Source organism: Sphingomonas faeni, assembly GCF_040407565.1.
GTDB lineage: Bacteria > Pseudomonadota > Alphaproteobacteria > Sphingomonadales > Sphingomonadaceae > Sphingomonas > Sphingomonas faeni_F.
In genome coordinates this window covers 115,651-137,783 of sequence record NZ_JAPZPR010000005.1, presented here as the reverse complement: position 1 = coordinate 137,783, position 22,133 = coordinate 115,651, and the positions used below count along the sequence as shown (strand labels likewise).

Sequence of the window (22,133 nt, the reverse complement as noted above, 5' to 3'; positions counted from 1 at the left end):
CAACCGCATGACGGACCGCGCTAGTCACGGCGGGATCACATGCTAGCTTGTACCCAGAGACGCGCTGCCGACCGGCGCTGCGTCCTGGGTGCCCCGTCCGGATACGAGAGTGTCGCACGGACGGACGGGGCGCCTCGTTCATCTCAAATTCACCCATGAAGAGCATAGCGCGCGGCAGAGGCATCGCCACAGTATCGCGTACCCTCGGCGCCCCGCCGGGCATCAGTCACACGGGCAGGCGGGGCGCCTTTTATCGCGACGGTCGAGACGCTTACCCTTCCCGCGCTACTTTTCATCGTTCCTCGGTCAACCCAGCCCCTGTCGCGACAGGCGTGCGTCGACCAGATCGAGTTCCCGCCCCAGTTGCTCGGCAAGTTCGATCCCGATCTCACGGCGACGGGCAAGATCGAAGATGGTGTTGCGCTCGGCCCGGATGGCAGCGAGGCGCATGTCGCGTTCGATCCGCGCATCGCCCTGGCCTGCGCGATCCTCGGGCTGCGCGGACAGGCTGTCGATGCGTTCGCGATACTGATCCATCAAACGCGCGGCGACGTCGGTAAAGCGATCCGCGTCGTCGCGTCCCTCCGCCATTCGGTGCTGGACGCGGTCAAGCTCCGCGATCGCCGCGTTCGCCGCGGCCAATCGGGCCATGTCGCGCGCGGCGGCCACGCCCGGTTCGGGCGGCAGGCTCAGTCCGCGCAACAGCAGCGGCAACCCGATCGATGCGATGACGAGCGACGACAGGATCACGCCCGACGCCAGGAAGATGACGAGATCGCGCGCAGGAAACGGCGTACCGTCGGTCAGTGTAAGTGGGAGCGTCAGCGCACCGGCCAGCGTGATCGCGCCGCGTGCACCCGCACACGACATCGCCGCGATGATCCGGCGCGGGGGGCTGACCGCGACGTCGTTGCGCCGGCGCGCGTGCAGGATCGTGAACTGTAGCGAGACCCACACCCAGCCATAGCGCAGGATCGCCAGACCGGCGACGACCGCGACGACGTAGACGGCCAGCCACCACGGGCTGACGTGCCCGGTCGCGGTGACGGTATCGCGCGCACGGACGAACACTTCGGGGAGTTGCTCGCCGAGCAGCACGAAGATGACGCCGTTCAACGTGAACTGCAGCATGTCCCAGACCGCGCGACGGCGGATCCGCGTACCGGCGGCGACCGCGGTGGTCGCGTCGGTAAAGCTCATCGCGATGCCGGCAGCCGCGGCGGCGAGCACGCCCGAAGCATGAACGTGTTCGGCGAGCAGATAGGCGGCGAACGGGATCAGCAGGCTGACCAGGATGTTCGAGCCCGCCTCGTCACCGAACCGGCGCGCGAAGGCACTCTTGATCGCGACGATCCCAAGCGCGATACCGACGCCGATCGCGACGCCGGCGATCGCCATCCACGCGAACGTCGCGGCGGCATCGGCGAGCGAGAAGCTGCCGGTCAGCACGGCGGCGATCGCGAACCGGACGCAGACCAGCCCCGACGCATCGTTGAGCAGCGCCTCGCCTTCGAGGATATGCATCATCCGCTTCGGGATCGGAGCCTTTTGCGAGACGGCGGATACCGCGATCGGATCGGTTGGCGATACCACTGCAGCCAGCGCGAAGGCCACACCGAGCGGCATCGTCGGAATGAGCCAGTGGACGAACAGGCCCATGCCGAGCACCGTCAGGAAGACGAGGCCGAGCGCCAGACCGAGAACCGCGCCGCGATCGCGGAAGAGTTCGTCCTTCGGGATGCGCCAGCCGTCGAGGAACAGCAGCGGCGGCACGAGCAGCAGGAAGAAGAGTTCGGGATCGAGTTCGACGCGGACATGCGCGACCATGCCGATCAAGGCGCCGAGCGCGATCTGCACCAGCGGCCGGGGCAGTGCCGATGGCAGCATGCGCGAGACGATGCCGCTCACCACGACGGCGAGCAACAGGAACAGGCACAAGGTCACAATCTGCAAACCGGACTCCCCGAAGATCTGGATGCGCGGCAGGCACGCAGGCGCGCGATCGAAAGGACCGGCAGGTATCCAGAGTCAGATAGCAGAGAAGCGGAAATTTCGGAAGCGTGCGCTGCCTTTTCCAGCGGCGTACAGCCCCGGACGGAGCATCAGGAAACCGCCACGGACGTTGTGATGATAGCCCGACACCTCCATCCCCCGATCGAACCGGTGCCAGGTCCGGCCGCCATCGCCGCTGGTGTCGTACGTCACGATGTGGCGATCGTTGGTCACGCGGATCCGCATGGAACGTCCGTGCGGGTTGGCGGGACGGCCGCGCTCGGCGCCATATTGATGCGTGACGAAGCGATCGCCGTCGAAGCCGAGGCCGCAATACAGTTTGTCGTCATAGAATAGCAGCAAGCCTGCGGTCGTGCCGGGATCGATCGCGATGTCGCACTCGAAGCGATAGCGCGTGTCGCCGGCGATCAGCAGGAGCGGCGACGAATCCACCGGCGCGGTGCCGCGTGCTGCGAGCGTCAGGGTATTGCCGGAAACCGACACGCGCTTTGCCTCATCCGGACCGGGGCGGAAGAAGCTCCATTTCGTCCCGAGTGCGAGCGTCGCAAAGTTGTCGGACAGTGCTTGGCCGTGCGGGACCGCGGTGCCGCCTTTCGGTTTTGCGAGTGGCTTCGACAGGTCGCCGCCCTTCATCCGGAACCAGCCGTCCGCGGTCCATTCCACCGGATCGAGCAGGGTCTGGCGGCCGAGCGTCCAATAGCCGTTCTCGAACCCGTGATAGAGCGCCCACCAGTCGCCCGCCGGCCCCTCGACGAGCGAGGCGTGGCCGCGCGACCACCAGCGTTCGGTGCTGTCTGTGGTGCGGACGATCGGGTTGGCGGGGCAATCCTTCCATGGGCCGTGGATCGATCGCGAGCGGGCGGCGATCACCATATGGCCGGTCGGCGGCCCGGCGGTGCCGCCGACCGCGGTGATGAGATAGAACCAGCCGCCGTGCCGGACGATCTTGGTGCCTTCGGGCGAGAAGCCCTCGACGATCCAGTCTTCTGGATAGCGCCACGGATCATAGACGTGCTCGACCTCGCCGACGGTGGACAGTCCGTCGGAAGCGAGCCGAACGCGGTCGCCGCCCGAGAGGAACAGCCAGCGGCTGCCGTCTTCGCCGACGATATGGCATGGATCGATATGCTTGTGCAGGCCGAGGTCTACGGGATCGCTCCACGGGCCTTCAATACGGTCGGCGTGGATCACCCAGATCGAGTTCGGATCCGCCTTGACGGGGATGTAGAGGAAATAGCGGCCGTCGTGCTTTTCGAGACTGACCGCCCAGACCGAGCCGATGTTGCGGGTCAGCGCCGGACCGATCGGTTGCCAGTTCACCAGATCGCGCGAGTGCCAGATGACGAGCCCCGGATAGGAATCGAAGCTGGAGAAGGTCATGTAATAGTCCGACCCGTCCTTCAGGATCGCCGGGTCGGGTCGATCACCGGCCATCACCGGGTTGAGGAAGCGACCATCGCCGAGATCGGCGATGCGCTGGTTGTCGAGGCCTCGTCGCCAGGCGGGTTCGGCCGGCGTGGTTTCGGCCTTGGTGCTGGCAGGCGCCTGGCCGGGAACGAGCAGCGCGCCGGCGGCGCCGAGCGTGGTGAAGGCGTCGCGTCGGGTGAAGGTCATGCGGTGATCTTTCGGATGTCGTCGATGCGCATGCGGCCATGGGCGAGCAACGCGGTGTGATACGCAATCGTCGCCTTACCGTGTGCCGTGTCGGCGATCGTCAGCCACGCCATCGCTTCGGCAACGCGCGCGGCGGGTTCGAGCGGGATGCGCGCGAGTTCGACGTCGAACGGCGCAAAATAGGCAGGTTCGCCTTGCCATTCGACCAGGCGGTCGCGGGCCTGCTCGATCGACCAGCCGTGAAGGTGGACGCCGAGATCGACGAGCGCGCGGGTAACGCGGAACAGGAGCCAGTGGACGTGGCCGAGCGCATCGTGCGGGTCGGCATAGGCACCGGACTTTGCGGCGAGCTGCTCGGCATAGATGCTCCAGCCTTCGACGAACGCGGCTGCGTATTCGATGCGGAGTGGATGGGGCGGGGCTGCGCCTTCGAGGCCGAGCTGGATCATGTGACCAGGAAGGAGTTCGTGCGCGACGACGCTGGGTAGCGTCCAGCGCGGGCGCCGGCGAATGTCCTTGAGGTCGACGATGTACGCGCCCGACCGGGTCGACGTCGGGACTTCGCGATAGCCATTGCGGCCGCTGGCGATGTCGCTTGGCGACAGGGAGCGGACCGTTGCGTCGAGGCACCAGGCCGGGCGTTCACCGAACGCAGCCGGGACGTGCGTGCGGGCGGTCGCGAGCATGCGGTTCATGTCGGCAACGGCGGTGGCGCGGCCCGCTTCGGTGGCGGGATAGAGGAAGCGGTCGTCGCGCCAGAGCCTGGCGTAGCGGTCTGCAATCGAGCCTCTCGGCGCGCCGATCTGGTCGAACCGCCGCGCGGCGCGGGCGTGAAGGCGGTTGAGTTCGACGAACAGCCGGCGTTCGGCATAGGCCGGCGTCATGGCGCCGAGCGAGCGCTGGAGCTGGAGCGTGTACCAGTCTGCGCCACCGCGGAACCGGCCGACTCCGGGGGCGGAGGGGGCGATGTCGCGCAGACTTTCCAACGCCTCGATCTGGCGGTTGATGGCAGGGTCAGCGGGCGCGGTTCGGAGCGCTTCGACCGTGCGATCTAGGGACAGGCGGGGGAGGATTATGCCGGCTCCGGCATCCGTGAGGATAGCGGTGGTGTCCGCGTCGATCATGGCTCGATCGGGACGGGCGGCCTTCCATGCACCGGTCGTCGGGGTGACGCGGTAGGGGCTCCGTCCGGTGCGGCCGAACGCGGATCGGACGAGGGCGGCGTCGATCGCCAAACCCGCGCGGCCGGTGATCAGGTCCAGGCGATCGGCGGGTTGAAGGGAGCTCGCGTCGATCGGGGCTAGCAGACGGAGCGCTTGGTCTGGGTCAGCTGCGACTGCTGCAGCGGCAGCGGCGTCGAGAGCTTGGCGTAGGGATGTGGTGGATTGGGCACGCAGCGTTGCTGGGACGAAGGGTGACGAAGCCAACCCAGCCAGCACGGTTCGGCGGGTCGGCGTCATTCCACACCCCTCCGTTCGCCCTGAGCGAAGTCGAAGGGTGCGCCCGAGGATAGGTATGCTTCGATTTCGCTCAGCACGAACGGGGTGAGGATGGTCTTCCTTCGGAGTGCGGTGCGACTCTGGGTAGCGGCGGTGCTGCTATGAACGCGGTTGGTCGCAGAACCCGTCGAACATCCGTCCGTCATTCCCGCGCAGGCGGGAAGCCATACTGACAGGCTTTTCCGTGTGATCGCCGACGTTCGAGTATCTGGGGCCCCGCCTCCGCGGGGATGACGCAGGGTAGATGCCGGGGTGGGATAACCATGTACTGGTTTCGGGGCAGAATTCTGATGAAGCGTCATCGGGAGCGCGTCATCGTTGCAGCGGGACGCGGTTGTTCGCCTGCGTGATCTCGGGCTCGTCTCCAGCCAGCGCGACGTGAACGGTCAGCGTTGCGGGGCTTACGCGGGCCGGGATCGCCAGCTTTACGGTCGTGGTCCTCGGTCGCAGATCCAGCGGAGCGGCCAGCGGCGGGATGCTCTTGGTTGCCACCACTCTACCCGTTGGGTCGACCAGCTCCGCGCGGCCGCCCCTGGCATCTTTAGCGCCAAGGCTGTGGACGGTGACCGCCACACTACGCCCCTTCACGGCCACGTCGTCCGTGCCGATGCCGAGGTCTGCGCGCTCGTCCACCGAGCTTCCCCCCTCTACCAGCGCGAAGTCGAACACCGTCGTGCCGGGCGCGAACGTCACGTCGGTGCTGGCGCTGCGTTCGAGTGTCATTGCCTGCGCGACGCCGATCGGCGCGAGCGTCCTGCCGCCGTCGGCACTGGTCGACGCCTGCATCGACCAGCGCCCCGCCGTGACCGTCCAGGTCGACATCGTCGCACGCTGCGCGTGATCAGTGGTGTTGTAGGCGATCACGCGGAACTTGGTCGGCGTGGCGCCCGGCAACAGGATTGCGACGCGTTCCGCCGCGCCCGGCTCGGCGAAGCGCCAGCTTACCGTGTTGCCAGGCCAGCTCTGGTTCCGCCGGAGTGCCACGCCGCCAAGCCGTTCACGTTGCAGGATCTCGCTCGGCTGGTCGACGCGGTCGCTCCACCAATGGCCCTCGGTGTACATGTCCATATGCTGCGACTTGTCGGCGATCGCGTCGGCGTGGAGTGCTTCCAGCGGCGCGGTGTCGCCGGTCGCGGCCCAGGCGGTGTAGCGGGCGAACGGGTCTTCGGACTTGGTCGCCGCGAGTTTGGTCCGGGCTGCGGCGCCACCGGGGAGGGCATCGAACGCGTTCTCGTTGAACTCTGCGAGCGCGCCCGGACCCGCCTTGGCGAGGCGCGCTTCGATCGGACGGAGGTATTTCGCATCACCGGTGTAGCGCCACGCGGCCCAGGTCGCCTGCAACGAGGTGGTGATGCCGCCGCCGTCGCCGACGCGCTCGGCATCGGTGCGCCAGTTGATCTCGTTGGGATAGCTCCAGCCGCCGTCCGGACCCTGTTTGCCATGCGCCATCCAGCCGTCGATCACGCCGGTGACGAGCCCGCGTGCGAGCGGATTGGCGTTGTAGAGGCCGACCAGCATCGGGCCGTGCATGACGGTGAAGGCATAGGGTTTCTGCCATTCCCACGCGCCCTCACGGTACATCGTCCGGCCGCCATACCAGTTGCTGGCGAAGTGCATGTGGCCGGCGGGGTTTTTCAGGATCACGGTCTGCAGGGCGCGCGTGTTATCCATCAGGCGTTCGACCGCCTTGGGTTCGCCCCAGTTGAGGTACAGGCGTTCGGCGTTGCTGTTCAGGCCCTCTTCGTATGCGTGGAGTTCGTCGGCGGTGATGTAGCCGAGGCCGTTGACGATCATGCCGTTCTTGTAGACCGCATCCGACAGCGCGCGGAGCGAGGCATTGATCTTGTCGGGCTCGACACCCATCAGCGCGAGGCCGGGCCATTGCTGCGTGAGGTCGGTGTCGTCCGAAATGCCGCCGCCGAAATCGCCATAGGGAACCTGGCGCTTGTCGATCCACCACGTGACGAACTGGCGGACGCGCTTCAGGTCTTCGAGTTGGCGGAAGGCCCAGAGCGGGACGCCCGCGGGAGCGACCGGCTGGACGAATGCTGGCAGGTTTTCCGGGCGGTAATTGATGTCGGCCCAATAGGCGCGGGCGCGCGCGTTGTCGGGATCGACGCGGAGCAGGTCGGAAATGTCGGCGAACAGGCGCTGGTAGAGGCCGGCGCGCTTCGACGCGGTGTGCTCCTCGACGAGGAAGCCCCAATTGTCCTTCACCTGCGCCATGCGGTCGGCGATGTGCTCGGGCAGGCTTTCCGCACGAGGTTTGAACACGAGGCGTATCTTGGCGCCGTTGAGCGCGGTGGCGTCGAAGTCGGGCGATGCGCTTGCGATCGTAAGGTAAAGGCTGTCGTTCGGGAGGACCCGGTCGCGCAGGTCGAGCCAGAGCGTGCGCGCTTCGTTCGGACGGACCGAGACGGAAAGGTCGATCATGTCGCGGCCGGGCCAGATCGGGTCCTTAACGCGGATGTTGAGCGCGATCAGGCCGGCAGCGTTGGGCTTGGCTTTCAGCGCGGGGATGTCGAGGGCGATGCCGTCGAGGCCATCGTTGAGATTCTGCCAGCCATAGTCGAACGCGCGGGCGAGCGGGCGGTCGGGTAGGGCGTCGCCGAAGCTCGCTGGGACCAGGATGTGGACGATTGGGGCGGCATTCTCGCGGCGAACGGGGGCGCCCGATGCGCCACCGGTGCCTGCGCCGACCGCGGCTTTGAGGCCGGCCGAGGGCATGGCGACGACGGTGCTGCGTTCGTCCGGGGCGAAGCGGCCGGCGATGTAGGCGTTGAGGGGCGCGAGGGCGGCGAGGTTGGGAGAGGCGGCGGCGTCGATGGTGTAGGAGAGCTTGAAGCTGCCGGCGGGTTCTGCGCCTGCGCCGATGTCGTAGGCCCAGAGTTCCTGGATCGGCTGCTCCTGCATCGTGTTCGTGAAGCTGAGCGTGCCGCCGGTGCGGGGGGCGAACTGGTCGACGCTGCGGACGGTGCCTTGGGCGCGTGTGGCGATCTGGGTGGTCTTGCCGGCGTCGCTCCAGTCGAGCCGGCCGTACGCGGCGCCGCGGATCTCGACGCGATTGAAGCGCTCGCCAGGGGGGATCGTCAGGTCGTAGCGCTTGCCGCCTTCGACATAGGTGTTCCAGTCGGGCAGCTCGAAATAATCGTCGCGGCCGGGCAGGCGGGAGCGGTTGTAGACGCCGGGCCACGTCGTCTCGGCGATGCCGTCGACGCCTTTCCACATCCATTCTTTCAGATCCTTCGCGTCGGCGAACTCGACTTTTCGGATGCGGGTGACGGGGGCGTCGAGCACGGGCGGCGCGGTCTTGTCCCAGCCGTACCGGTGGAGCCAGGCCGTGCGTCTGGCTGCCGGATCGGACGCGGGCGCAGGGGACGGTTCGCGCTTGTCGGCGAGTGCCGCGACATCGACGGCGGCGAGCATGTGATCGTAGACGCGGATCTCGTCGAGGTCGGAGCCACGCATGAAATTGTAGCGGCTCTGGACCTGGTGCGGGGACATGACGCGACCAGCGAGACCGAACTGGTCCAGGCCGCTGTCGAGGTCGGCCTTCTGGTCCTTCCGCGCGACCAGCTTGCCGTCGACATAGAGCTGCACGCCGACGGTTTCATCCCAGGCGAAGGCGATGTGCGACCAGGTGTCGGCGGCGGGCGCTCGCGGTATCGTCCAGGAAACGCGGATGCGTGAGAGGTTCGCGTCGGTGACGAAGGCGTCGAAGCCGTGGCCGTTCCAGTCGATCCGCAGGAACGCCATGTCCCAGCTCGAATGGTCGGCGAACCCGGTGCGGAAGATCACGAACGGTGCTTCGCCGACGGGCGTGCGGGCGCGCCAGAAAAAAGCGAGCGTACCGCGATCCGCGCGGATGTTGCCGGGGGCTTTCCACGCGACATAGCCGTCGTCGGCCCAGCGCGCTGCGCCGCCGATCGCGCCATCGGGGGTGATGTCGACGCCGCTGCGGAAATTGGGGACGGGATCGCCGGCGGCGTAGTCGGCGGTCAGGCTCTTGTCGGCCGAAGCACGCAACAGCAGCCCGGTCGCATCCTGTGCTTGTGCCGGCGCGATGCTCGTAACGGCCAGCGCGAGGGCGGACGCCGTGGTGAAACGCTTCACTGCTCTCTCCCTGAGGCCAATCGGCATTGAGCGATTTGGCCAAATGTTCGTCGTCAGAAGCTTGTTCTCCCGCTCAGGCGAGAGAACAAGAGACGGCAGTGTTAGCCCGCGTCCACTCTCGCCAGCCTAGGCGAAAGCAGGTGCACCACGATGATCGCGATCAGATACGTGCTGCCGGCGACCGCGAAGATCAGCGTGTAGCTGCCGGTGGTCTGCAGGACATAGCCGGTGAACTTGGCCATCATCATCCCGCCGATCGCGCCGACCGTGCCGCCGATGCCGACCACCGACCCCACTGCGCCGCGCGGGAACATGTCCGACGGGATCGTGTAGAGGTTCGCCGAGAACGCCTGATGCGCCGCTGTCGCGAGGCCGACGATCCCGACCGCGAGCCAGAGATTGTCGACATATTGCGCGAAGAAGATCGGCATCACCAGGAACGCGCAAACCAGCATCGTGATCTTCCGCGCGAAATTGGCGGAATGACCACGCCTCATCAGCTTCGACGACGACCAGCCCCCCGCCACGCTGCCGACGTCCGACAGCAGGTAGATCGCGACCAGCGGCGGGCCGAAGCTCTTGAGATCAAGATGATAGGTCTTGGCGAGAAAGTCGGGCGTCCAGAACAGGAACAGCCACCAGATCGGGTCGATCAGGAACTTGCCCAACGCGTACGCCCAGGTCTCGCGGTAGCCGAGCAGCTTGATCCAGCCGATCTTCTTGGCCGGATCCGCCGGATCGCTCTCGATATGCGCGAGTTCGGCGGGCGACAGCTTGGCGACTTCACGCGGGCGGCGGTAGATTGCGATCCAGGCGACCAGCCAGATCAGGCTGATCGCGCCGGTGATAATGAACGCCATCCGCCAGCCGAACGCGATCGTGATGATCGGCACGATCAGCGGCGTGATCACCGCGCCTATATTGGCACCCGCGTTGAACACGCCTGTCGCAAACGCGCGCTCCTTGGCGGGAAACCACTCCGACACGGCCTTGATACCGGCCGGGAAATTGCCCGCCTCGCCGAGGCCGAGCACGACGCGCGCCGCGGAGAACTGGAACGCATTGCCCGCGAACCCGCAAAGCGTGTGACCGAGCGTCCAGATCACGAAAGCCACCGAATAGCCGATCCGCGCGCCGAGCACATCGACGATCCGGCCGAAGCTCAGATAGCCGATCGCATACGCTGCCTGAAACCAGAAGATGACGTCGGCATAGGTCGTCTCGTTCCAGCCGAGTTCGGCGGAAATCGTCGGTTTCAGCACGCCGATCATCTGCCGGTCGACGTAATTGATCGCGGTGGCGGCAAACAACAGGCTGCAGATCAGCCAGCGGTAACGGCCAATCTTGCGGCCAATTCCATCCACGCCCGTGTCGGTCGCTCCTGCGGCGCCCGCCGCCGACATGCCCGTCATCGCCATTGGCCTCTCCCGTTAAAAGCAGCCTCTAGCGGGCCTTGATGGTGCACTGGACGGCGAACCGTCCGTCGAAACGCGCCTCTACCCGGTCGCCGATCGCAACCGGATGGACACCGGTGACAGCGCCCGTCGAGATCCACTGCCCGGACGATAACGCGATGCCCCGCGCCGCCATGTGCTCCAGCAGGTATCGCACGGCGCCGAACGGTCCGTCCAGCATGGTCGCGGTGGTCGCAGCGCCGATCCGTTCGTCGTTGATCAGCAATTCGACTGGCCAGGTATTGATGTCGCCATCGCGCCATCCCAGCGCATCCGCACCGATCACCAGTCCGTTGTTGTTGCCGAAATCGGACACCGTCACGGTGGGGCCGAGCGCGTTGATACCGGGGAAAGGCGAACTCGCGATTTCGATCCCGACATGGACGGCGTCGATCATCGCGCGCGCTTCGGCCAGTGTATAGTGTGTCTTTGCCGGATCGGGCGCGGTGCCGAGACGCAGCAGGAACTCCGCCTCCGCCGCCGCGAACCCGTCGGCAAACACCGGCATCGCCACCGGGGTCTCGGTCGCCGCCACGACCTGATCGTCGAAGATCGGACCAGACAGCCGGTCCACGCCATCGAGCGGCGGGTTGATCCGACCGACCTTCCATCCGGCGACCGTGCCGTCCGCCAGAAGCAGCGCCGCGTCCTGCACCGCATAGCCTTCGTCGAGCGTCACCGGCACCGGCCCCGGAAATTCGGGAACGGCAGCGCCGCGGCGTCGCGCATCGACGAAGGTGCGCGCGATATGCCTGATAATGTCGGTCGTGTCCGGCTGTGCCGTCAAGAACCCCTCCTGTTTTTTACGATACTCTGCTTTGTCCCGAGCGTATGGGAAACCGGTGTCATTGACAAGCAGCGCGGGGTTTTATTGCCGCATCGTGGTTTGTGGGTCGTGCGACACTGGTGGTTGCGATGTCCTGCGGCTATGCCGAGCCATGCAGAAGACCGGTCAGCCGACGATCAACGATGTGGCGCGGATCGCCAGCGTCTCGAAGAAGACGGTGAGCCGGGTGATCAACCGGTCACCGCTGCTCAACGACGATACGCGCAAGCGCGTCGAGGACGTTATCGCCGAGCTCGGGTATATTCCCAATCCGCAAGCGCGGGCCTTGGCACTCCGGCGCAACTTCCTGATCGGGCTGGTCCACGACAACCCGAATGCACAGACCGTGCTGAACGTACAGCAGGGCATGCTGGAGGCGTTGCACGGGAGCGAGTTCGAGATGGTCGTTAGGCCACTCGATCGCGGGTCGGCGACGATGCTCGAGGATCTGCGGCATTTCCTCGAACGCCAGCGGCTGTTCGGGGTGCTGTTGATGCCGCCGGTCAGCGAGAACGACTCGGTCGCCAGACTGTGCGACGCGATCGGCTGCCGCTACGTCAGGATGGGGTCGGCGGTGATCGACGACAACGATCATATGGTGGCGTCGAACGACCGCGAAGCCGTGAGGATCGCGACCGAATATTTGATCGCGCAAGGGCATCGGCGGATTGGCCTGGTCGCCGGGCCGCACGGCTTTCGGTCTGCCCGCGAGCGACGTCTCGGTTTCGAGGATGCGCTGGGCGCGGCCGGCATCGCCTTGCCGCGCAGCATGATCGCGGATGGCAATTACACGTTCGAATCGGGACTGGCCGCCGCCGAGCGGCTGCTCGACCTCATGCCACGACCGACCGCGATCTTCTCGTCGAACGACGAGATGGCGGCAGGTATCATCCATGCCGCTCGACAGCGCGGCCTGGACATTCCACGCGACCTGTCGATCGTCGGCTTCGACGACACGCCGATCGCGGCGCATGTGTGGCCGCCGCTGACGACGGTCCGTTGGCCGATCGCGTCGATGGCGCGGTCCGCGGCGTTGAAGCTGATCGCCGGCGCCGACGACGGCAGCGATCTGGTCGAGGAGCCTTCGTTGTTCCTGTCGACATTGATCCGGCGCGGGTCGGTCGCACCGCCGCTGGACGCCGAGACGGCATGAAGGCGCGACCAATTATTATTGCGCAGCGTGCTGACACCGGTTACCAGAATCGATGACGGCGGCGGCAATCGGCCGATCGCATGATGAGAGAGGATGGTATGGCGCGGGCCCTCGAACTGCATCCGGACAGGCTGTTTCCGGCCGATCCGACGACGCGGGATATCGCCCGGACGCTCTACGCGGAGATCGCGCATCTGCCGATCGTCAGCCCGCATGGCCATACCGATCCGACCTGGTTCGCCGACGACGCGCCGTGGCTGGATGCGACGACGCTGTTGCTGGCGCCCGACCATTATCTCTTCCGTATGCTCTATAGCCAGGGCGTCGATCTCGATGCGCTGGCTATCCCACGGCGGGACGGTGTGCCCGCGACCGACCCGCGGGCGGCATGGCGGACGTTTGCGGATCATTACCCGCTGTTCCGCGGCACGCCTTCGCGGCTCTGGCTCGATCACGTCTTTGCCGATGTGTTCGGTTTCGACATCGCCTTGGACTCCTCGACCGCGGATCGGTATTTCGATCTGATCGGCGAGAAACTGGCGACGGCGCCGTTCAGGCCGCGCGCGCTGTTCGACCGGTTCGGGATCGAGTTTCTCGCGACCACCGAGGGCGCGCACGACGATCTGGCCGCGCATCGCCGGATCCGCCAATCTGGCTGGGGTGGTCGCGTGGTCACCACCTACCGCCCGGACGGCGTGATCGACGTCGAGCATGAGGCGTTCACGCCGGCGATGGCGCGCTTTGCCGCGCTGACCGGAGAGGACGTGTACGACTGGCAGGGCTATCTCGCCGCACATCGCAAGCGCCGCGCCGACTTCCGCGCCGCCGGGGCGACCGCGACCGATCATGGCCACCCGACCGCGGCGACCGCGAACCTGTCGAACGTCGAAGCCGAAGCACTGTTCGCCAAGGTAACGCGCGGGGACTGGACGCCGGCCGACGCCGAACTGTTCCGCGCGCAGATGCTGACCGAGATGGCGGCGATGTCGGTCGAGGATGGCATGGTGATGCAGATCCATCCCGGCTCGTCACGGAACCACAATGCCGGGCTGTTCGCGAGCCATGGTCGTGACAAGGGTGCCGATATCCCGACGCGGACCGATTACGTGCACGCACTGAAGCCGTTGCTCGACCGGTTCGGGACGAGCACGGCGCTGTCGGTCATCCTGTTCACGCTCGACGAGAGCACGTACGCGCGCGAATTGGCGCCGCTCGCCGGGCACTATCCATGCCTGAAGCTGGGACCGTCGTGGTGGTTCCACGACAGTCCCGAGGGGATGCGCCGGTTTCGCGAGATGACGACCGAGACCGCCGGGTTCTACAACACCGTCGGCTTCAACGATGACACACGGGCGTTTCTTTCGATCCCGGCGCGGCACGATGTCGCGCGGCGCGTCGATTGCGGCTTTCTCGCGCGGCTGGTGGCGGAACACCGCCTCACTGATTGGGAAGCGGCTGAACTCGCGCACGAACTCACCAGCGGCCTAGTCCGCCGCGCCTACCGTATCGACGAACCCCATTTCGCTGCGCAAGCGGCCTGACCGGAGCCTTTTATGTTCGACCGCACTTATTACGCCACGCACCCCGACATGATGGAGTGCGTCTCCAACGACGAACTGCGCGACCGGTATCTGATCCAGGACCTGTTCCGCGACGGCGAATGCGTGCTGAACTACACGCATGCGGAGCGCTTCGTGATCGGCGGCGTCGCGGTGGCGAGCGGTAGCGTCAAGCTGCCCGACCAGGCCGAGCCGGCATCGGCGGCGGGGCACCCGTTCCTCGAGCGTCGCGAACTCGCGGTCGTCAACGTCGGCAAGGTCGACGGCACCGTCACGGTCGACGGCGGGACGTTCACGCTCGGCAACAAGGATTGCCTGTACGTGACGATGGGCGCGAAGGACGTGCAGTTCTCCGGCGACGGTGCGCGCTTCTATCTGGCGTCGTGCCCGGCGCACAAGGCGTTCACGACGCGCGTCATCTCGGTCGGCGATGCGACGACGCTGGAGCGCGGCAGCCTCGAGGAGTCGAACGAGCGGACGATCTACCAGATGGTCATTCCCGGGATCTGCGACAGCGCGCAGCTGGTGATGGGGCTCACCGTCCTGAAGCCGGGCAGCGTCTGGAACACGATGCCGCCGCATATCCACGAGCGTCGCAGCGAGATCTATTTCTACTTCGAGCTCGACGATCTCGAGAAGGACCGCGTGTTCCACTACATGGGCGAGGGCGAGGCGACCCGCCACATCGTCATGGCGAACGAGGAGGCGGTGATCAGCCCGCCCTGGTCGATCCACATGGGTTCGGGCACCAAGGCGTACGCGTTCATCTGGGCGATGGCCGGCGAGAACCAGGATTATACCGACATGAACGTCCTGGATATCTGCCAGCTGGCCTAAAATCGTCTCCCCTCCCGTTCACGGGAGGGGTCGGGGGAGGGCGTGTCCACGAGCGTCGGTCCGCATTTCCCCTCCCCTAACCCCTCCCGCAAGCGGGAAGGGAATGAGAGAGAAAGCATGACCACTCCTGTACCTGGCCCCTTCGACCTGACCGGCAAGGTCGCCATCGTCACCGGTGCGAACACCGGCATCGGCCAGGCGATCGCGCTCGCGCTTGCCGCCGCGGGTGCCGACGTCGCGTGCGTCGGTCGCACGCCGGCCGAGGATACCGTCGCGCAGATCCGCGTGCTCGGGCGGAAAGCCGAGATCGTCTCGGCCGACCTGTCGACGATCGAACCCGTACAGCGCGTCGTCGACGAGACGGTGGCCAGGCTTGGCGGGCTCGACATCCTGATCAATAACGCCGGCATCATCCGCCGCGCGGACGCGGTCGACTTCACCGAGGAGGACTGGGACGCGGTCATCGACACCAACCTCAAGTCGGTGTTCTTCCTGTGCCAGGCGGCGGGGCGGCACATGATCGCGCACGGGTCCGGCAAGATCGTCAACATCGCCTCGATGCTTACGTTCCAGGGCGGCATCCGCGTGCCGAGCTACACCGCGTCGAAGTCGGGGATTGGTGGTCTCACCAAGCTGCTGGCGAACGAATGGGCGAGCAAGGGCATCAACGTCAACGCGATCGCGCCGGGCTATATCGCGACCAACAACACCGCCGCGCTGCAGGCCGACGAGACCCGCAACCGGTCGATCCTCGACCGGATCCCGGCAGGCAAATGGGGCGATGCGAGCGATCTGGGCGGGGCGGCCGTCTTCCTGTCCTCCGCCGCCGCCGCCTATGTCCAGGGCCATATCCTGGCGGTCGATGGCGGCTGGCTCGCGCGCTGACCTCGTCGATGGCGGGGCGCTGGCTTGGCGCTGGGCAGGGGCGAGGACGCCTGGCGCATGAGGGAAGGGGCTTCCACCGGCGGGTACGCCTGTGGCACGTCGTAGGCGCCCCGGCCCAGGCGGCGATAAGCCGCTTTGACCGGGAAGGCATAACGGAGAGGCGATATCTTGGCTAAGTTCCTGGCGTTCGGCGAAATCATGTTGCGGCTTTCCCCCCCGGGGCGCGAACTGTTGATGCAGTCGCCTCGCTTCGATGTCTGGGTGGCTGGCGCGGAAGCCAACGTCGTGACGCAGCTCGCCCGGCTCGGACACGACACCGGCATGGCGACGATGGTCCCCGACAATGATCTCGGTCGCGCGGCGATCACGACGTTGCGCGGGCACGGCGTCGACACCGCGGCGATCGCGCTCGGCGGCGAGCGGATGGGGCTGTATTTCGTCACGTCGGGTGCAGGCCTGCGGGCTACCGAAGTGATCTACGATCGGGCCTGGTCGTCGTTCGCGGAGGCGCCCTCGACGGCTTGGAACTGGGACGCGTTGCTCGACGGAGTCGATCGGCTCCACCTCTCGGGGATCACGCCAGCGCTTGGGCCGGTCCCGGCGGAAAGTGCGCTCGCTGCGGTCAGGGCCGCCACCGAGCGCGCGATCCCGGTGTCGTTCGACGGCAATTGGCGCGGCAAGCTGTGGGAACGGTGGGACTCGAACCCACGCGCGATCCTGACGCAACTCGTCGAGCACGCGGATCTGATGTTCGGCAACCACCGCGACATCGCGCTGCTGCTCGGTCGTGATTTTTCGGGGGATGCCGAGGATCGCCGGCGCGAGGCGGCGGACGCGGCGTTCGCAGCCTTCCCGCGATTGCAGACGATCGCGTCGACCGCGCGGCATGTCGAGCATGTCGATCTCCACCGCCTTGCCGCACGGATCGATACGCGGGCCGCGCATGTCCAGACCGACGAGGTCGTCCTCGCCGGGATCGTCGACCGGATCGGCGGTGGCGACGCGTTTGCGGCGGGCGTGCTGCATGGGTTGCGGTCCGGCAAGGATATCGCGGACACGGCGCGCATCGGCCTGGCACTCGCGGCGCTCAAGCATTCGCTGCCGGGCGATGCGAGCCTGTTCCGGCAGGCCGACATCGATGCCTATCTGGCAGGCGGGCTGGATGTCCGACGCTGACCACTGGACGCGGCGGGCGGTGCTCGGCGCCGGTGCCGCCACGCTGATCGGGCGTGCCGCTAGCGGGGCGGCCCCGATGGCGCGTCCGGCAACGACGATCCGGTGTTCCGCCGGCACCTTTGCCGGCATAGCGTCCGACCCGCCATATGGGGGCGTCACCGCCTTCAAGGGCATCCGCTACGGACGCGCGGCGCGGTTCCGGGCGCCGGTGCCCGTTCCACCGACGAGGGACATAGTTCCGGCGCGCGCGTTCGGACCGGTGTGTCCGCAGGCGGGGCCGTACGGGCCGCAATCCGAAGACTGCCTGTTCCTCAACATCTGGACCGCCGACGCCGACGTTCGCGCGAATAAACCGGTGATGGTCTATATCCACGGTGGCGCCTATTCGAACGGCAGCGTAACCGACCCGCTGAACGACGGCCAGGCGTTGTCCGCACGCGGCGACTGCGTGGTGGTGACGATAAATCACCGCCTCAACGCGCTGGGCTACCTCTACCTCGCACGGCTCGACCCGCGGCTTCCCGACAGCGGCAACGCCGGGCAGCTCGACCTGATCCTCGCGCTCAAATGGGTGCGCGACAATATCGCGGCGTTCGGCGGAGATCCGGCCTGCGTTCTTGTTTTCGGCCAGTCGGGTGGCGGCGCCAAGATCGCGACGATGATGGGCATGCCCGCGGCCGCCGGCCTGTTCCAGCGCGCGGCGACGATGAGCGGGCAACAGGTCACGGCATCCGGCCCGATGAACGCGACCGCGCGCGCAAGGGCGTATCTGGCCAAGCTGGGCGTTGCCGAGACCGACCTTTCGCCGCTGCTGGCGATGCCAGTCGAGAGGCTCGTCGACGCGTTGACGACGACCGATCCGATAATCGGTGGCGGCGTGTATTTCGGGCCGGTGCTCGACATGACCTGGCTTGTCCGGCACCCGTTCTGGCCCGATGCGAACCCGCTCGGGCGCGGCATCCCGATGATGCTGGGCAACACGCATGACGAGACGCGGGCGTTCATCGGCCTGGATTCACCGAAGGTGCGGGGGCTCGACTGGAGCAATCTCGCCGCACGCATGGCGCCCGAACTCAAGATCGACATCCTGCCCGAATGGGTGGTGGCGCAGTATCGCACGCGGTATCCGACCTGGTCGCCGATCGACATATTCTACGATGCGACCACCGCGGGGCGGAGCTGGCGCGGGCAGGTTATCGAGGCGGAGGCGCGGGCGAAGGCTGGCGCGCCGACCTGGGTGTATCAGGTCGACTTCGCGTCGCGCAAAGATCCGCGGCGCGGTGCCTTCCACACGATGGACATCCCGCTGGTCTTCGGAACGCTGGACGCGGCGGGGTCGCAGACCGGCACCGCGGCCGATGCGCGCGCCGCGTCGAAGGCGATGCAGGACAGTTTCGTCGCGTTCGCCACCACCGGCAACCCCGATCATACGGGCGCGCCGCACTGGCCGCGCTATGACCTGTCGACGCGCGCGACGATGATCTTCGATGCGCGGTCGGCCGTGACGAACGATCCACGGCGGTGGCAGCGCGAACTTTTTGCGCGTGTACCCTATATTCAGCCCGGAACCTGACGGCGATCGGTACCGCCGGCACTCGACGACCGGCGGCATCGATCCCGGACGATGTTTGCGCCGGCCAGGGCAGGGCGCTTGAGATATCCGATCTCGATCCTGATCTGAACAGCCTCGTCGTGCCCGGGCGACACGATCCGCGTCGCGGCATGTTGACACGCAACGCATCGTCGGACATTGTTCTGACACCGGTTACCTAAGCATTGAGGGATCGGCGCGCGGACCAGCAACAACTGGCCGTCCGGGAGAGGATGAGATGCCCCCGTTCCCAGCAACGGGTCTTATTCCCCAAGATATCAGGGCGGTAGCGGTTCGGCGGACGGTCGGAACCGTAACCGGTGTCATCGGCGTTGACCGAACGGGGAGTGAAGCAATGGACGTTCAAGCGACGGTAGCGAATCAGCGGATGAACTGGCTGGGCGGTATTTCTGCCGGCAGCCTCGTTCTCGCGCTCGCCATGCCTGTGACCGCGTTCGCGCAGGCTGCGCAAATCCCAAGCAGCGTGACGCCGGGAACGCCGGCGCAGGTCGATCCGTCACCGGCGCAAACCGCCGTCGTACCGCAAGGCCAGCCCGCCGACCCCGCCGCGACGACCGCGGCACAGGATGGAGTGGCGGCCGAAACCGTATCGCCGAACAGCGAAACCGCCGAGATCATCGTCACCGGTTTCCGCCGCTCGCTCGATGCCGCGCTGAACGTCAAGCGCCAGTCGGTATCATCGGTCGACGCGATCGTCGCGGAGGATATCGCGAAGTTTCCCGACCAGAACCTGGCCGAGTCGTTGCAGCGCATCCCCGGTATCTCGATCCAGCGCGATGCGGGCGAAGGCCGCGCCATCACGGTGCGTGGGCTTGGCGCGCAGTTCACGCGCGTCCGGGTCAACGGCCTGGAGACGGTGGCGACCTCGACCGACGGGGCCAGCTCGAACCGCGATCGCGCGTTCGATTTCAACGTCTTCGCGTCCGAACTCTTCAATTCGATCGTCGTCCACAAGACGGCCGAAGCGTCGCTCGACGAAGGCTCGCTCGGTGCGGTCGTCGATCTGAACACGGGCAATCCGCTTGGCGGCAAGACCGGCTTCACGCTCGTCGGGTCGGCGCAGGCGAGCTACAATGATCTCAGCAAGAATTTCGGTCCGCGGCTCGCGGGCCTGTTGTCGTGGAAGTCGGCCGACGGCACGTTCGGCGTGGCCCTGTCGGGCGCGTACACCAAGACCAACAATTTCGAACTCGGCAACAACAGCGTCCGCTGGGCGCAAGGCGTCTTCGACTCGGTCGGCGGGACACCCTGTTTCACGCAACCCAACCGCGGCGGCACCTACACCAGCGCGGCGGTTTGCGACAAAGCGGCGCTCGCGTTCCATCCCCGCATCCCGCGCTACGGCTCGGTCCGGCACGATCGCGAGCGGCTGGGGCTGACCGGCAGTATCCAGTGGTCGCCCTCGGATGCCACGAAGGTCTCGATCGACGGGCTCTATTCGCGGTTCAAGGAAACCCGAGAGGAGAAATGGGGCGAAGTGCTGCTGCGGTCGAACGAGCGCTCGATCGACATCAGCAATTACACGATCGACGACAACAACAATCTGATTAAGGCAACGCTGAACGACGCATGGGTGCGTACCGAGCATTATCTGCGCAAGTCGCAGACGGAATTCTATCAGCTCGGCGGCAGCTGGGATCAGGATATCTCCGACAAGCTGCGGTTCACTCTGATGGGCGGCTTTTCGAAATCGGATGCGACCATCCCGGTCGAGACGACCTTCGTGTTCGACGACCGCGACGCGCAAGGGTATGGCTACGATTATATCGACATGAAGCGTCCGAAGCTCACCTTCGGCACCAGCGTGACCGATCCCGCGAATTTCCAGCTGGCCGAAATCCGCGATCGGCCGTCCGAGACGGTCAACAAGTTCCGCACCGCGCAGCTGCGCACCGAATGGGACGTGACCGAGGGCTTCCAGATCAAGGCCGGCGGCATGTACCGGCGCTTCTCGTTCGACACCGCGGGCTTTTCGCGCGACGCGGTCGTCTGTCCGACGGCGGGCGGACGCGACGTCGTGCTCGGCACGATCACCTGCTCGCCCAGCACCGCCTTCGGCCCGACCGCGGTCTACGGCTTTCCCGCGGGGAATCTCGGGGAGATCTTCAATCTGGGCAAGGCCGGCCAGCCCGCGGGTTCGACGACCGGTTTCCTGATCCCGAACATCGACGCGTCGGCGGCCTATACCAGCCTATACGGGCGCACGCCGACGGTGCTGGTCGGCGATACCCGCAGCGTCGTCGAGGAAGTCACCGGCGGCTATGCCGAGTTCGACGTGAAGGGCGACATTCTCGGCCTGAACTACGCGGCGAATGCGGGCATGCGCTATGCCCATACCGCGCAGAAATCGACCGGCATCTCGTCGGCGGTCGTCGGCGGGGTCACCGTCAACACGCCGGCGACGGTCGGGCGCAGCTATGACGACTGGCTGCCGGCGATCAACATCGCGCTGTTCCCGACGGACAAGATCATCCTGCGCGGCGCGATCGCCAAGGTGCTGACGCGGCCTAGCCTCGGCAGCCTGACCCCGGGCGGGTCGGTCGACGGTTTCAACTACCGCGTGACGTTCGGCAATCCGCAGCTCGATCCGTTCCGCGCGACCGCGTTCGATCTGGCCGCCGAATGGTATTTCGCGCCGCAATCGATCTTCTCGGTCGCGGTGTTCAAGAAGAACATCGAGAGCTTCCCGGTGACGCAGCCGCGGAGCGGCACCTTCGCGTCGACCGGCTTGCCCTTGTCGGTGATCCCCGCCAGTTCGCCCGCGGCGGGCGCGCCCGAAGGCCAGCTTTGGCAGATCAACGCGCCGATCAACGGCACCGGCGCATCGCTGAAGGGGATGGAAATCTCGCTCCAGTCGAGCTTCCGGTTCCTGCCGGGCTTCCTCAAGAACTTCGGCTTCCTCGCCAACGCGACGTTCGTCGATTCGAAGGCGGACTATACGCAGGGTGGTCCGGCGACATTGGTGACGCGGCCGACCTTCAATCCGGTCACCGGCGCCGTCCTGACGCCCGGCGGGGTGCTGGGGTCGCTACCGGCGACGACGCGCACCGCGACGCTTTATGGTCTGTCGAAGCGCGCGTATAACGGCACGCTGTATTACGAGGACAAGAAGTTCAGCGCGCGCGGTTCGGTCAGCTATCGCAGCCCCTATATCGACGGCAGCTCGGCGACCGGCAATCTGTTCGAAGGCTATAACTCGACGCTGAACGTCGACGCGTCGGTGCGCTACAAGCTGACCCCCGCGGTCGAAGTGTCGCTGGAGGGGACGAACCTCACCGACAATTATCGCAGCCGGTACACCGATCTCGATGCGAACCGGAACTACGAATATAATCACTTCGGCCGGACGTTCCTGATGGGCGCACGGTTCAAGATGTAGATCGTAGCGGCCT

The 22,133-nt window shown here is 66.4% G+C and carries 13 protein-coding genes; 7 read left to right on the top strand and 6 right to left on the bottom strand.

Annotated elements, in window-relative coordinates; translation table 11 throughout:
- Positions 1–306: 306 nt before the first annotated feature.
- The 6 genes from O6Y00_RS11820 to O6Y00_RS11795 form a co-directional block, all read right to left on the bottom strand.
- Positions 307–1,953, bottom strand: a complete 1,647-nt coding sequence (locus O6Y00_RS11820) for a Na+/H+ antiporter (protein ID WP_353442815.1) — start codon at positions 1,951–1,953, stop codon at positions 307–309.
- Positions 1,954–2,028: 75 nt separating this feature from the next.
- Positions 2,029–3,627: a family 43 glycosylhydrolase gene (locus O6Y00_RS11815; RefSeq protein WP_353442814.1), complete on the bottom strand. Its 1,599-nt coding sequence runs from the start codon at positions 3,625–3,627 to the stop codon at positions 2,029–2,031.
- Positions 3,624–5,087, bottom strand: coding sequence for a DUF885 family protein (locus O6Y00_RS11810; protein WP_353442813.1), 1,464 nt, complete (start codon positions 5,085–5,087; stop codon positions 3,624–3,626). Before O6Y00_RS11810 ends, O6Y00_RS11815 begins: the two co-directional genes overlap by 4 nt.
- 351 nt (positions 5,088–5,438) lie before the next feature.
- Positions 5,439–9,239, bottom strand: a complete 3,801-nt coding sequence (locus O6Y00_RS11805; RefSeq protein WP_353442812.1) for a LamG-like jellyroll fold domain-containing protein — start codon at positions 9,237–9,239, stop codon at positions 5,439–5,441.
- A gap of 101 nt (positions 9,240–9,340) precedes the next feature.
- The gene (locus tag O6Y00_RS11800) at positions 9,341–10,642 is read right to left on the bottom strand and encodes an MFS transporter (protein ID WP_353443027.1); all 1,302 of its coding nucleotides are present in this window, start codon (positions 10,640–10,642) and stop codon (positions 9,341–9,343) included.
- Positions 10,643–10,682: 40 nt separating this feature from the next.
- The gene (locus tag O6Y00_RS11795; RefSeq protein ID WP_353442811.1) at positions 10,683–11,480 is read right to left on the bottom strand and encodes a 2-keto-4-pentenoate hydratase; all 798 of its coding nucleotides are present in this window, start codon (positions 11,478–11,480) and stop codon (positions 10,683–10,685) included.
- A gap of 151 nt (positions 11,481–11,631) precedes the next feature.
- Here O6Y00_RS11795 and O6Y00_RS11790 point away from each other — a divergent pair, with 151 nt between their 5' ends.
- From O6Y00_RS11790 to O6Y00_RS11760, 7 genes are all read left to right on the top strand, one after another.
- Positions 11,632–12,672 carry a LacI family DNA-binding transcriptional regulator gene (locus O6Y00_RS11790; protein WP_353442810.1) on the top strand — a complete coding sequence of 347 codons (1,041 nt, stop codon included), beginning with the start codon at positions 11,632–11,634 and terminating at the stop codon, positions 12,670–12,672.
- Between the two features lie 98 nt (positions 12,673–12,770).
- Complete coding sequence (gene uxaC / locus O6Y00_RS11785; RefSeq protein ID WP_353442809.1) at positions 12,771–14,213, top strand: glucuronate isomerase; 1,443 nt, start codon at positions 12,771–12,773, stop codon at positions 14,211–14,213.
- A 12-nt stretch (positions 14,214–14,225) separates the two neighbouring features.
- Positions 14,226–15,068, top strand: a complete 843-nt coding sequence (gene kduI, locus O6Y00_RS11780) for a 5-dehydro-4-deoxy-D-glucuronate isomerase (RefSeq protein ID WP_353442808.1) — start codon at positions 14,226–14,228, stop codon at positions 15,066–15,068.
- A gap of 117 nt (positions 15,069–15,185) precedes the next feature.
- Entirely contained in the window at positions 15,186–15,953 is a 768-nt protein-coding gene (gene kduD, locus O6Y00_RS11775) for a 2-dehydro-3-deoxy-D-gluconate 5-dehydrogenase KduD (RefSeq protein WP_353442807.1), read from the top strand.
- Positions 15,954–16,121: 168 nt separating this feature from the next.
- Complete coding sequence (locus O6Y00_RS11770) at positions 16,122–17,129, top strand: sugar kinase (protein ID WP_353442806.1); 1,008 nt, start codon at positions 16,122–16,124, stop codon at positions 17,127–17,129.
- Complete coding sequence (locus O6Y00_RS11765) at positions 17,116–18,702, top strand: carboxylesterase/lipase family protein (RefSeq protein ID WP_353442805.1); 1,587 nt, start codon at positions 17,116–17,118, stop codon at positions 18,700–18,702. The genes O6Y00_RS11770 and O6Y00_RS11765 overlap by 14 nt, the downstream gene beginning before the upstream one ends.
- 373 nt (positions 18,703–19,075) lie before the next feature.
- Entirely contained in the window at positions 19,076–22,120 is a 3,045-nt protein-coding gene (locus O6Y00_RS11760; protein WP_353442804.1) for a TonB-dependent receptor, read from the top strand.
- Positions 22,121–22,133 lie beyond the last annotated feature (13 nt).

Bases quoted from the DNA above. Each gene is read 5' to 3' on its own strand.
- O6Y00_RS11760 (WP_353442804.1), top strand. From the start codon at position 19,076: ATGGACGTTCAAGCGACGGTAGCGAATCAGCGGATGAACTGGCTGGGC.
- uxaC (WP_353442809.1), top strand. From the start codon at position 12,771: ATGGCGCGGGCCCTCGAACTGCATCCGGACAGGCTGTTTCCGGCCGAT.
- O6Y00_RS11800 (WP_353443027.1), bottom strand. From the start codon at position 10,642: ATGTCGGCGGCGGGCGCCGCAGGAGCGACCGACACGGGCGTGGATGGA.
- kduI (WP_353442808.1), top strand. From the start codon at position 14,226: ATGTTCGACCGCACTTATTACGCCACGCACCCCGACATGATGGAGTGC.
- O6Y00_RS11810 (WP_353442813.1), bottom strand. From the start codon at position 5,087: ATGACGCCGACCCGCCGAACCGTGCTGGCTGGGTTGGCTTCGTCACCC.
- kduD (WP_353442807.1), top strand. From the start codon at position 15,186: ATGACCACTCCTGTACCTGGCCCCTTCGACCTGACCGGCAAGGTCGCC.
- O6Y00_RS11815 (WP_353442814.1), bottom strand. From the start codon at position 3,627: ATGACCTTCACCCGACGCGACGCCTTCACCACGCTCGGCGCCGCCGGC.
- O6Y00_RS11765 (WP_353442805.1), top strand. From the start codon at position 17,116: ATGTCCGACGCTGACCACTGGACGCGGCGGGCGGTGCTCGGCGCCGGT.
- O6Y00_RS11790 (WP_353442810.1), top strand. From the start codon at position 11,632: ATGCAGAAGACCGGTCAGCCGACGATCAACGATGTGGCGCGGATCGCC.